The sequence below is a fragment of the Corynebacterium sp. HMSC074C01 genome (genome assembly GCF_001814605.1).
In the GTDB taxonomy this organism is placed as follows: Bacteria; Actinomycetota; Actinomycetes; order Mycobacteriales; family Mycobacteriaceae; genus Corynebacterium.
Genome location: NZ_KV817281.1, coordinates 46505 through 58869, shown reverse-complemented (window position 1 = coordinate 58869; position 12365 = coordinate 46505). Strand labels below are relative to the sequence as shown.

The 12365-nt window shown below is 57.5% G+C and carries 7 protein-coding genes and 1 pseudogene; 3 read left to right on the top strand and 5 right to left on the bottom strand.

Features of this window, described 5'->3' with window-relative positions; translation table 11 throughout:
* A pseudogene (locus tag HMPREF2978_RS08150) lies at positions 1–2284 on the top strand (type I restriction endonuclease subunit R); the annotation flags it as partial.
* Positions 2285–2556: 272 nt separating this feature from the next.
* Here HMPREF2978_RS08150 and HMPREF2978_RS08145 read toward each other — a convergent pair.
* From HMPREF2978_RS08145 to HMPREF2978_RS08130, 4 genes are read right to left on the bottom strand one after another with little or no spacing between them, the layout of a single operon-like run.
* Positions 2557–2928 (bottom strand): hypothetical protein, encoded by a 372-nt coding sequence (locus HMPREF2978_RS08145; protein WP_010189861.1) that lies wholly within the window; start codon positions 2926–2928, stop codon positions 2557–2559.
* A gap of 47 nt (positions 2929–2975) precedes the next feature.
* The gene (locus HMPREF2978_RS08140; protein ID WP_070527635.1) at positions 2976–3725 is read right to left on the bottom strand and encodes a succinate dehydrogenase/fumarate reductase iron-sulfur subunit; all 750 of its coding nucleotides are present in this window, start codon (positions 3723–3725) and stop codon (positions 2976–2978) included.
* Complete coding sequence (locus HMPREF2978_RS08135) at positions 3725–5746, bottom strand: fumarate reductase/succinate dehydrogenase flavoprotein subunit (RefSeq protein WP_070744955.1); 2022 nt, start codon at positions 5744–5746, stop codon at positions 3725–3727. The genes HMPREF2978_RS08140 and HMPREF2978_RS08135 overlap by 1 nt, the downstream gene beginning before the upstream one ends.
* Before the next feature lie 15 nt (positions 5747–5761).
* The gene (locus tag HMPREF2978_RS08130) at positions 5762–6517 is read right to left on the bottom strand and encodes a succinate dehydrogenase cytochrome b subunit (RefSeq protein ID WP_070744952.1); all 756 of its coding nucleotides are present in this window, start codon (positions 6515–6517) and stop codon (positions 5762–5764) included.
* 402 nt (positions 6518–6919) lie between these two features.
* Between HMPREF2978_RS08130 and ramB the strand changes: the two genes are divergently transcribed.
* The gene (gene ramB, locus HMPREF2978_RS08125; RefSeq protein WP_070744950.1) at positions 6920–8326 is read left to right on the top strand and encodes an acetate metabolism transcriptional regulator RamB; all 1407 of its coding nucleotides are present in this window, start codon (positions 6920–6922) and stop codon (positions 8324–8326) included.
* Positions 8327–8826: 500 nt separating this feature from the next.
* On the opposite strand, the gene lpdA is transcribed toward ramB, so the two are convergent.
* On the bottom strand, positions 8827–10239 hold the full coding sequence (lpdA, locus tag HMPREF2978_RS08120; RefSeq protein ID WP_070527649.1) for a dihydrolipoyl dehydrogenase: 1413 nt from the start codon (positions 10237–10239) through the stop codon (positions 8827–8829).
* A gap of 657 nt (positions 10240–10896) precedes the next feature.
* Here lpdA and HMPREF2978_RS08115 point away from each other — a divergent pair.
* On the top strand, positions 10897–12330 hold the full coding sequence (locus HMPREF2978_RS08115; protein ID WP_070527651.1) for an alpha/beta hydrolase: 1434 nt from the start codon (positions 10897–10899) through the stop codon (positions 12328–12330).
* Positions 12331–12365: the final 35 nt, after the last annotated feature.

Sequence of the window (12365 nt, the reverse complement as noted above, 5' to 3'; positions counted from 1 at the left end):
ATATCAGGTGTCTACCAAACAGGGGTCAGGTCCGAACCGCCGCTGGCTGGTGATTATCGATGAAGCACATTCATCCCAGCACGGTAAGGCATCGCGCACGCTTTTAGAGACGCTTTCGGATACGCCTGATGAGATCGCGAACGCAGCGTCGCGAGCCGCTGCGGCTTCCGAAACTAGCGAAGATTCGTCGATGGTAGACGCGTCCCACAATGACGCACTTACCCCACCCCAGCCAGCCAAGCTTAGCCGCGCCGAAAAAGACAAACTCCAGCAACAACGCGACTCTGCTGTGGCGCGTTCTTCCAATATCACCATAGTGGCGCTCACCGCCACACCGAAAGCAAGAACTCTTGCGGTGTTTGGTGAACCCGAACCGGATAACCCGGACAAGCGCGTGGCATTTGATCTCTATTCCATGGCGCAGGCAATCGATGAACACTTCATTCTGGATGTGCTCCAGAACTACATTTCGCTGAACCTGTACGCCAGGATTGAGGACAAGCTCGGGCGCGAAGATGAGGTCAATCTTGGTGAAGCCAAGTCCGCTCTCAAGCAGTTCGTTCGCTCCCACGAGAAGTCCATCCATTCCAAGGCACAAGTTGCCGTCGAACACTTCCACAACAACGTGCGCAGCCTGCTTGGGTCCACAGCCAAAGCAATGGTGGTCTGCGATGACCGTATGAGCGCATACAGCTGGTTTAGAGCGGTCCAAGACGTAATCCAGGCTGACCCGAAGTATCGAGGGCTTGAAGCACTCGTGGCGTTTTCCGGATCGTTGAATGTTTCGAAAGATCCGGACGTGGAAGAACTTGTCACCGAATTCTCGCTCAATAATGAGAACGCGCCTGAGGGTAAACGCCGCATGGAGACCACCAAGATGTTTGATGGTGAGTCCTACAAATTCTTGATCGTGGCGAATAAGTATCAAACTGGATTTGATGAACCACGTCTTTCCGCCATGTACGTGGATAAGCCACTATCTGGGGTCATGGCGGTACAGACGCTATCTCGACTGAACCGCACACTTCCGGTGAAGAAGAAATCCAAGACCTACGTGGTCGATTTCATCAATGACCCCGAGACAATCCTGCACGCATTCCAGCCGTACTACTCACAAGCGTCTATCGACACTGACGTTGATCCCAACGTGCTCAGCGATTTGGCTCGGATTCTGGATACCTCGCAATTCTATGACGTGAGAGAAATGGAAGCCCTCGCCAACGTGGTCATGGACCCGGGTGTGGACGTGAAGAAGAAGGACAGCCTCATCCGTATCGGTATTGACCCCGTTGTGACGCGCTGGACGGATTTCTATCTAGATGCTCTCTTCACTCGAAACAAGGAGAATGAAGCCGTAGCGACGGATTTTCGCGCCAACTTGGTCAAGTACGTTCACGCTTGGGATTTCTTAAGCCAGTTCATTGACTTCCAGGATGTGCGTTTACATAAACGTGCGATCTTCGCTGATCTCCTCGTTCGCAACCTCAAGCTAGGTAAGAAGGAACGCGTGGACGATTACGTCACCGGCGTGGATGTTGTCGCCACAGCGGTGACTGGGGATTTGGATAAATCAGCAAATTTGGAGCTCAAAACTGAGGATTCTCGTGCACCATTGCCGGTGCCTGGGTTCGACGGGCGTGTGTCTACCGGTGGCGCGGCTGATCCGTTACAAGGGGCGTTTCGCCAAGCAGTGGAACAGGTCAATGAGTTGTTCGCTGCTGCTGGGATCGACATGTCAAACTCGGCGAATACCCGCATGGTCCACGGCGTATGGGAGGCACTCGCCAAGGACGATGAAGTAGAAGTACTCGCCACAAAGAATCCGATGGAAGCACTCGCGAAATCTCCGAAAATGCGCGATAAGGTACTCACTGCAGTCTTAGGCGCGGGCGCTGACAGTGATAAGTTCACCAACCTGATTCTTGGTGGTGAGGACGCGCTGAGTGTGTTGACTGCCGCTATGGCACGCTTGGCGGTGGCTGCCATGGAGGATAAGGCGGATGGTATTGCGCTGCCAGATGAAAGTCTGGTCAATGAGCCAGTATCCGCAACAGATGCATTTCAACATGCTCGTCGTATCCAGGATCTGCTTGACGTGATGTTAATGCACGCGGGCAATTCACAAGTTGAAGACCAATTTGCGCAGGTGCTAGACGCCGCCCTTGTCTCGCGCGGAAGCTCTAATGTTTTTGAGGTCGTCCGTACAGAGTTCATGGAACGGTCACTGCCTGTGGACGGAAACTTCTATCAAAGCGTGGTGATGTACGCCGTGGAAAACTATTAACCAAACAACTAGGCCCTAAATACGTCAAACTGAGAACTCCCTTCCCTTCATCGTGGAAGGGAAGCGGGAAACGTCGCCAAGCGCCGGCGCCCGCTCTGGCGCCCCTTTGCCTCCCATTCTCCTGCCCCTCACCTCCCCCACTCGGGCCGCCGCTCAGGCCCAAACGACAACAACCCCCACCTCCTCACATGGTCTCCCATGTGCCTGTTTGGAGGTAGGGGTTGTGGTGGTGTCAGTACAGAAACTTAGGCGTTCAACGTCCTAGGAGGTGCCTAGTTGATGCGGCCGGTTTCCTTGCGGTACTGGCGGTAGTAGCGGCGGCCATACTTGACGGAGCCGACGGCCAGGATGGCAACAACGACGAGCGCGATAGCGCCGACGATGATGTTGATTTGGTAGTCAGCACCAGCGGTGCCATCCGGGTAGAGCCACGTACCGAGGCCCCAGATGAGGATGCCGGCTGCCGGCAGCATCGAGAGGACCAAGCCCATGCCCACCCATGTGGAGGTGCGCAGCAAAGAAGAGTGCGGTGCACCGTAAGAAACGGGGTCATATCCCTCGATGTAGGAGTCCTGAATCTTACCGGAGAACTCCGGGTAGGTCTCGCTGTGGTGATCAGCAACTGCCGGGTTGAGGTCGCTCATGGCTGAAACTTTCTCTCGTTCCTGTTAATCCTGTGAATGACTATAGCTTAGTCGTCCTTGCCGCGGAAAGCAGCACGTGCACGTTCGCGGGTAACCGCGGAAACCGCGGTCAGCGGCACACCAGCCGGGCAGACGTCGGCGCACTCGCCGTAGAGCGAGCAGTGGCCGAAGTTCTGCTCCAGATCGTCCACCATGTTGCGTGCGCGGCGGCCACGCTCTTCCTTGCCCAGCGGCATGAGGGAGAGGTGAACCAGCTTGGCGCCGGTGAACAGGTGAGCAGCACCGTTCGGGCAGGATGCCACACAGGCACCGCAGCCGATGCAGGCAGCGTGGTCCAGAGCGTACTCGGAGGTCTCGTGGTTGACGTGCAGAGTGTCAGCGTCCGGAGCGGTACCCGCATCCATGGACACGTAGCCGCCCTGCTCCATGACGTGGTCCAGCTTGGCGCGGTCCACGATCATGTCCTTGATGACCGGGTAGGCAGCGGAGCGGAAAGGCTCCAGCTTGATGGTGTCGCCATCCTTGAACTGGAAGAGGCGCTGCTGGCAGGCCGGGGTGTTCTGCCCCGGGCCGTGCGGGCGGCCATTGACCAGGAGGCCACAGGTACCGCAGATGCCCTCACGGCAGTCGGAAGCGAATGCGAACGGCTCCTTGCCGGCCTCAATGAGGCCGTCGTTGACGTGATCGAGCAACTCCAAGATGGACATCTGCTCGGCGGCGTCGTCAACCTGCACGGTTTCGAACTTGCCTTCTTGCGTCGGTCCGGCTTGACGCCAGATCTCAAGTGTCAGTTTCATTACTTGTAGTTCCTTGTCATCAGCGGGATCGAATCAAAGTACAGCGGCTCAGCGTGGCGGATGAACTCGCCCTCAGCGGCGCCCGGCTCCCAAGCGGAAACGAAGCACCAGTTCTCGTCATCACGCTCGGCCTCGCCGTCCTCGGAGAGGTGGTCATCACGGAAGTGAGCACCACAGGACTCGTCGCGGTCAAGGGCGTCAATACACATGAGCTCGCCCAGGTCGATGTAGTCAGCAACACGCAGACCGTACTCGAGAACCTGGTTCATGTCGTTGGCGTCGCCAGTAATGCGGACGTTAGCCCAGAATTCCTTGCGCAGTGCGCGAACCTTCTCGATGGCAACCTTGAGGTCCTCGACGTTACGGGACACGCCACAACCCCAGTAGAGGATGTCACCCAGCTGGCGGTGGTAGTACGCCGGGCCGTGCGGATCCTGACCCTGGATGGACATGAGGCGGTCGATGCGAGCCTGTGCGCGAGCAACAGTCTCGTTGGCCTCTGCCGAGTCCTCAGCCAGCTTGGCCTCACCCAGGTGGTGAGCCAGGTAGTTCGGGATTGTGAACGGCAGGGTGAACCAGCCGTCGACGGAAGCGGACAGCAGGGAGTTAGCACCCAGGCGGTTCGCACCGTGGTAGGTCCAGGAGCACTCACCGGCGGCGAAGAGGCCGTCGATGGTGGTCATCTCATTGAAGTCCGTCCACAGGCCACCCATGGTGAAGTGGCAAGTCGGAGCGATACGCATCGGGGTCTCATAAGCGGACTCACCAATGGCCTCTTCGTACATTTCGATGAGGTTGGAGTAACGCTCGCGGATCTTGTCCTTACCCAGGCGCTCGATGGCGTCGCGGAAGTCCAGGTACACGGAGTTGTGCAGCGGACCAACGCCCAGACCCTTGTTGATCTGCTGGGAGATGGCGCGGGAAGCCACGTCACGCGGGACGAGGTTACCGAAGGCCGGGTAGCGGCGCTCCAGGAAGTAGTCGCGCTCCTCTTCTGGAATCTCGTTGGCAGGACGGTCATCCTTCTCCTTGATCGGAGACCAGATGCGGCCGTCGTTACGCAGCGACTCGGACATGAGGATGGTCTTGGACTGCCACTCGGAGTTCACCGGCAGGCCAGTCGGGTGGAACTGGATGAATGCCGGGGAAGCCAGGTAAGCACCGTTCTCGTACGCACGCATCATGGCGCCAGCATTCGAGTTCTTGGCCAGCGTGGACATGTGGTAGACGTTGCCGTAACCGCCGGTACCGAGGATAACTGCATGGCCGGTGAAGGCCTTGAGCTCGCCGGTGATGAGGTTACGGGTCACGATGCCGCCGGCGCGCTTCTTGCCACCGTCGTTGTAAGTAATGATGTCCTGCAGGTCGTGGTGAGCGAAGAGCTCCACGTTGCCCAGGCCAATCTGGCGGTAGAGCGCAGACGTGGTGGACAGCTGCAGCTGCTGACCTGTTTGGCCACGGGTGTAGTAGGTACGGGAGACCTGCACGCCACCGAAGGAACGGGTAGCCAGGGTGCCGCCGTACTCGCGAGCGAACGGAGCGCCAATGGCGTTCATGTGGTCGATGACGCGGATGGACTCATAAGCCAAGCGCCAGCAGTCGGACTCACGGCAGCGGTAGTCGCCGCCCTTGACGGTGTCCTTGGTGTGGCGGTAAGCGGAGTCGTTATCCACCTTCTTGTGGCGAGAGGAGTTCACACCACCCTGCGCAGCAATGGAGTGCGCACGGCGCGGGGAATCGTGGTAGGTGAAGACCTTCACCTTGTAGCCCAGCTCGCCGAGAGCAGCCGCGGCGGAACCAGCAGCCAGGCCGGTGCCGACGACGATAATTTCGAACTTACGGCGGTTCAGCGGGGAGACCAGCTCCATATGGTCCTTCTGGTAGCTCCACATGTCCTTCATCGGGACGCCGTGCGGCTCGTTGGACTCCAGAATGCGGCCCGGCTTAACACCCGGGACGATGGACTGCGGGTGCGAGAAGTTCGGGTGCTCGCGCTTGAGTTCAGTATTCGCGTTAGTCATGGGTTCAAAACTCCTTTAGCTGACCCAGCCCAGGGCGACGGACAACGGCATAACGATGTTTGCCAGGCACACGACGGCCGGGACGATGTACGCCAGGATGACAAATACCTCGCGCCACTTAGCACCGGTGATGCCCAGGTCGGAAGCCGCAAGGCGGATACCGTGGGTCAGGTGCAGGAAGAGGCAGAGCATGGCGACGATGTAGATGATGGTCACCGGCCAGCGAGAGAAGGTAGCGATCATGTTGGCCTTCACGTCACCATGAGCGAAAGTCTCCGGAGCGATCGGCTGGACACCCATCGTCAGATCCAGAAGGTGGAAGACGATGAACAGGAGCAGCACGACGCCGGTCACCAGCATGGTCTTCGTAGCGAAGGAATCCATGCCACCCATCAGGTTGGTGCGCTTGAACTTACCGCGGGATGCCTTGGAGCGAGCGGTCAGCGCAAAGGCGCCGTAAATGTGGGCGATCACGCAAGCCAGCAAAACGATGCGGATGATCCACAGAAGGTGACCGCTCGGAATCAGCGGATCACCCATGCTGCGCAGGAATGCACCGTAGGCATCGAGGGCTTCCTGGCCGTCATGAGCCGGCAGGTAAAGCTTCAAGTTGCCGGCCATGTGTCCCACGACGAAGAGCGCGAAGAACAAACCGGTAATTGCCATCGTCAGTTTCAAAGCCCAGGACGGAATTCCTGGCTTAGGACGAATCGTTTCATTAGTAATACGGCCGTGAGCGAGGGCTTCACGGTCAGGATTTTTTACAGACATGACACCTCCATAGTCGTCCTTACCTTACGCAGAACTTCACGCTGACCACTAGTTATCTCTTTGCTTTGCGCACCCCTTCCCCCTCCTATGGCCCACCGAAAGATTCAAGATAAGGCAAGGATCACCTTAGGTGGTCTATCCCTTTTGCCGCTCTACCTTGATTACTTCTCTTTACGCAATATTGACCTTGCGAAAACATTTCGCGGTTGAGACTTTTGTCACAGGGTGTGGCGCGAGTGACGACCCTACCCCTTTAGGTGTCAAACTTTCGCTTGGTATCCACCCTTCATTGCCCGCCCAGCACCCTGCCAACACCCCCACTTCGCAGCGGAGTTAAAATACTTCACACATTCCTTGCAAAAATATTGTTATGAGTGAAAGGCACTAGGTAATCTAGCTCACATGAGCAAGACATACGTGGGTTCGCGCCTGCGCCAGCTGCGCCGCGAACGTGATCTCAGCCAAGCTTCCCTCGCCGCTACGCTGGGACTTTCAGCGAGCTACGTCAACCAGATTGAGCATGACGTGCGCCCGCTTACCGTCCCGGTCTTGCTGAAAATCACTGAAGCATTTGGCGTTGATGCCACGTTCTTCTCCCGCGATGATGACTCACGCCTGCTGGCAGAAATCCAGGATGTCGTACAAGACCAGGAAATCTGCCCCTCCCCCGTGGAACTTCAGGAATTGTCCGAGTTGGTTTATAGCCACCCCACCGTTGCCCGCACGCTCGTGGATATCCACCGTCGCTACCGCAACATTCGTGACAAGCTTTCACTTGCCACCGACACCCGCCGCTCGGATGGCAGCCAGGCGCTATCCATGCCGCACGACGAGGTGCGGGATTTCTTCTATGCCCGGCAGAATTATCTCGATGAATTGGACATCCATGCGGAGGGGATCGCCGCGGAGCTCGGCGTCACCCCCTTCCACATCCGCGATATTGAGCAGGCACTGAATGACAGGCTCACATCCCAGCACGGCGTGGAGATTCTCACCACCGACCGCATGGATGGCACGCTGCACCGCTTTGACAAGGACAGCGGTACTCTTCGCCTGGCCAGCCGTTTGAGCGTGGGCCAGCGCGCCTTCCGCATGGCAGCCGAGCTGGGATTCCTGGAAGCGGGTGGGCTTATTGGCGGCTTCGTGGACGAAGAACCCTTCACCTCAGATGCTTCAATCAACTTGGCCAAGCGGGGAATCGCCAACTACTACGCCGCAGCCACCCTGTTGCCTTATGGCCTCATCCATAGTGAGGCGGAGCAATCCGGGTATGACGTGGAGTACCTCTGCAACGTGTTCGGCGTGGGCTATGAAACGATTGCTTCCCGCCTTTCCACGCTGCAGCGCCCCAACAAGCGCGGCATCCCCTTTACCTTTGTGAGGGTGGACCGCGCGGGCAACATGTCCAAGCGTCAGTCAGCCACGGGCGTGCACTTTTCCAACTCCGGCGGCACCTGCCCGCTGTGGAATGTCTACGAGTCCTTCTCACGCCCCAACACCATTTCCCGCCAGCTGGCGCAGATGCCGGATGGGCGCAATTACCTCTGGGTTTCACGCACGGTGAGCTACCCGCAGGGCCGTTTCGGGGATACCAACAAGCTCTTCTCCATCGGCTTGGGCTGCGAGGCCCGCCACGCCAATCGCACTGTCTACGCCCAAGGGCTTAACCTCGATACCCTTTCTTCCGCGACGCCGATTGGCGCCGGCTGCCGCACCTGCCCGCGCCAGAACTGTGCGCAGCGAGCTTTCCCCGCCATCAACGAGCAGTTGGTCATTGATGCCCACCGCTCCGCGGTTGCGCCGTACTAACTCTGCCCTTGCGGCACGAATGGTAGGGGCAACCCAAAAGGAAAGCTTTTAGACCACAAATAACATTTTTATTGCCTTTTGTGGGGAGCGCTCTCCAGTGTTGGGATGAATTTTTCCGGCGGGCGAATCTCCTCTAGGAGTCCTTGTTACACATCTTGTGCTGGGTGTTTAAGCTCCTGGCAGCTCACATACATTGATCTTAAAAAGCTTTAGAATGATTTTGTATATCAAAGTTCATAGATTTTCCAGGGTCGCATCTCTTATAATGGAACATGACCGATATCCCCTATCGAAAGGATCACTATCATGAGCAGCTACCTTAACGGTTTCCTTGGCCAGGTTCAGGGCCTTCTCGTAACCATCGTTAATGCACCGTTCGCTCTGTCCTCCAAGCTCCTCGGCTAAAGACAGGAGCGTTTCGGCGCTAAAACCAACTCTCCCCCTCAAACCCTTTCTGGGATTGAGGGGGAGAGTTCTTGTTTTGGCTTTTCGCCTTGAGCTTAGAGGTTGATCATGTGGCCGCCGATACCCTCGGCTGCTTCCTTCATAGCCTCGGACAGGGTCGGGTGCGTGTGAACATTGCGTCCGATCTCCTCAGCGGTGAGATCGAAGCGCTGTGCCAGGGTCAGCTCCGGCAGCAGCTCGGAAACGTTGGAGCCCACCATGTGGCCACCGATGAGCTCACCGAACTCACCGTCAGCAATGAGCTTGACGAAGCCTGCGGTCTCATTCAGACCAGCCGCCTTACCATTAGCGGAGAACGGGAAGGTGGCAACCTTGATATCGCGGTCAGCGAACTTCTCGCGAGCCTGCTCCTCGGTGTAGCCGAAGGAGGCAACCTGCGGATTGCAGAAGGTAGCGCGCGGCATGTTCATGTAGTCACCCAGCAGCTGGGTCTCAGCGCCGGCAATGACCTCAGCGGCCACAACACCTTGTGCCTCAGCCACGTGTGCGAGCTGCAGCTTCGCAGTGACGTCACCGATGGCGTAAATGCCTTCAACATTGGTGCGCATGTAGTCATCGATAGCGATGGCACCGCGCTCAGTGAGCTCGACACCAGTGTTCTCCAGGCCATAGCCCTCAGTGCGCGGGGCGAAGCCGATGGAGACCATGCAGCGGTCCACGGTCAGAGTATCGGTCTTGGAGCCATCCTTGGACTCAACCTCAACGGTGACGTTGTCGCCGTTGTCCTTAATGGCGGTGGTCTTGTAACCAGTCAGGAGCTTCACACCAAGCTTCTTATATTCCTTGGCAATGGCCTTAGAGACATCCTTGTCCTCGTTCGGCAGGACGCGGTCCATGAACTCCACGATGGTCACGTCCACGCCATAGTTGGCCAGAACATAAGCAAACTCCATACCGATAGCGCCTGCGCCAACGATAACCATGGAATCTGGGGCCTCATCGTTGAGAATCTGCTCCTCGAAGGACACGATGTTGCCGCCGATTTCCACGCCCGGAAGGGAACGGACGACGGAGCCGGTGGCGATAATGCAGTTATCAAAGGTAACGGTCTTACCCTTGTCATCACCCTCAGTAATCTCGATGGTCTTGGCGTCCTTGAAGGAGCCTAGGCCATTGATCTCCGTGATCTTGTTCTTCTTCATCAGGTAGTGCACGCCCTTGACGATGCCCTCCGAAACCTTGCGGGAGCGCTTGTGCGCAACACCGAAGTCGAAAGAAACATCGCCGGAAATACCAAAGGCCTTTGCCTCATGGTTGAAGGTGTGTGCAACCTCAGCGTTCTTAAGAAGAGCCTTGGACGGGATGCAGCCCACGTTGAGGCAGACACCACCCCAGTACTGCTTCTCAATAACGGCAACCTTCTTGCCCAGCTGGGCAGCGCGGATGGCGGACACGTAGCCGCCGGGGCCCGCGCCGAGTACTACAACGTCAAAATGTTCATTAGTCACGTTCTACAGGATACGTAACTTTAGGCTCGCTGTCCCACCACCCCCGCACCTATTCCCACAGGACGTTCATAGCCCTTCTGATGCTGGCCTAACACATGGAGCGCAGCCCGGCATAAATAAACCCCCAACCCCCAATGAAGGGGATTAGGGGAAAGAAAGCGGGGCACTACCCCCGCAGACTTCTTAGAACAGACCCCAGTCCAGGGCAGCCTTCGAGGACGTGGAGGAACCGAAGTGAGCGATCTGGCCCAGCACCTGGTTGATGGAAACGAGGATGGTGTCAAAAAAGTTCATTCTTCTTCTTTCTATTGATAGTTGAGCGGCACGCGCGGCTTCACGCGGCACCCCTCCCGCGAGGTCACAGCGATGCAGGCGGCCGCCGCCAAAGGCGGTCTCGGTACCTAGCTCCACTAACGAACGAGACTGTCGTTGCGTTACATAACCCCGGAATAGGCGCGGAAAGATTATGACACGGTTTCAACTTCAATACCACCATTCACTTTAATAACTTGGTATGTTTAATCTCGCTACCCTTATCTTCGGGGGTACTGAATTACCCGCCTATCAGTACTTTTACTCATTTCAAGGGTGGTTTGTCCGGAGCATCTCTTAAACTTGCCCCTACACTTCCGCTCATCATCAAGAAAGCGAGATTCCATGAAGATTGCGCGCTCTCTCACCACACTGGCGGCGGCCTCAGCCTTAGCCCTCGGCGCCGTTGTATCCCCTATCGCCAGCGCATCCGACATTGACCCGGCTCAGATCCGCGGTAACGCTGAAGAATCCCAGATTTCCGATATCGACCTCTACACCGAGCTCGAGGAGTACCTGCCCAAGGATGAGGCCGGTAACCCGTCGCCGTCTCGAGAGGAATATGAGGTTGCCCTTAACGACAGAAACACCAATTTCAGCCAACTCAAAATCAACACACTCCCGGACGAAAAGAAGTGGATGGGCTACGTCTTCAGGTACGGGGAATACCGTGAGTTGGTGAAGCCTCTTAAGGCCACCGCACCCGCAATGGACCGCGACGTTCCCCTTGCCGTACTCACCCCAGACGGCACCTTTGATGCTTCCCGCCCCACCATTTACTTGCTCAACGGTGCCGGCGGCGCCGAGCAGGGCATGGACTGGATTAGTTCCACCTTTGGCAAGGATCTCGATCCGAAGGCAAAGGGTGTGCAGCACCTGCCGTACTTCTACGCCAACCGCAACGTGAACGTCGTCATCCCGCAGGCGGGAGCTTTCTCCTACTACACTGACTGGCTGACCGACCCGAACAACGGCTACCTCAAGGGCCCGCAGAAGTGGGAGACCTTCCTGACCAAGGAGCTGCCGGGACCGCTGGAGGAGCGCATTAACGGCAACGGCAAGCGTGGCATCGCCGGCATGTCCATGTCCGCTACCTCCTCGCTCGTACTAGCCCAGCACAACCCGAACTTCTACGATGCCATCGGCTCCTACTCCGGTTGTGCTGCCACCTCGGCCCCGCTGCCGAACTTCTACGCGCAGCTCACCGTGAACCGCGGTGGAGGAAGCACCGAGCAGATGTGGGGCGCGAAGGGCGGCGACTACAACCGCTACAACGATGGCCTGATCAACGCCACCGAGAACAACATGGGCGATTCCAAGGTCTATGTTTCCGCCAACTCCGGTTTGGCTGGGGCAACTGACTTGGGCTCGTCCAAGATTGATGCCTTGGGCTCATCCCAGGCCTTCAAGTCCTCCTCCACCCTCGTGGTTGAGGGCGGCGTCATCGAGGCAGCCATGAACGCCTGCACGCATGATCTAAAGGCAAAGATGGAGCGTGAGGGCGTTGACGCAGTCTTCAACCTGCGCAACACCGGTACCCACTCCTGGCCGGGTTGGTATGACGACATCAACTCCTCCTGGCCGACCTTCGCACGCGCCTTCTTTCCCGAGAATCCTTCCGCGCCGGTAGCGGCAACTTATGCAGCAGATGAGGGCACGAGCGCTAACGAAATGAACGCCGAAGCCGATATGCAGGATGCGAAACTGGATGAGGCAGAGGCGAACAACGACGCCCCCGCTGATTCCCTGCCAGTAGATACTGAGGCGACCGAGCGCTAAGCTCAATCGCCGTACCAACCGTTGATAAAGGAACG

Coding starts and splice junctions, on each gene's coding strand:
- HMPREF2978_RS08135 (WP_070744955.1), bottom strand. CDS start 5,746: ATGACTAACGCGAATACTGAACTCAAGCGCGAGCACCCGAACTTCTCG.
- HMPREF2978_RS08140 (WP_070527635.1), bottom strand. CDS start 3,725: ATGAAACTGACACTTGAGATCTGGCGTCAAGCCGGACCGACGCAAGAA.
- HMPREF2978_RS08115 (WP_070527651.1), top strand. CDS start 10,897: ATGAAGATTGCGCGCTCTCTCACCACACTGGCGGCGGCCTCAGCCTTA.
- HMPREF2978_RS08145 (WP_010189861.1), bottom strand. CDS start 2,928: ATGAGCGACCTCAACCCGGCAGTTGCTGATCACCACAGCGAGACCTAC.
- HMPREF2978_RS08130 (WP_070744952.1), bottom strand. CDS start 6,517: ATGTCTGTAAAAAATCCTGACCGTGAAGCCCTCGCTCACGGCCGTATT.
- ramB (WP_070744950.1), top strand. CDS start 6,920: ATGAGCAAGACATACGTGGGTTCGCGCCTGCGCCAGCTGCGCCGCGAA.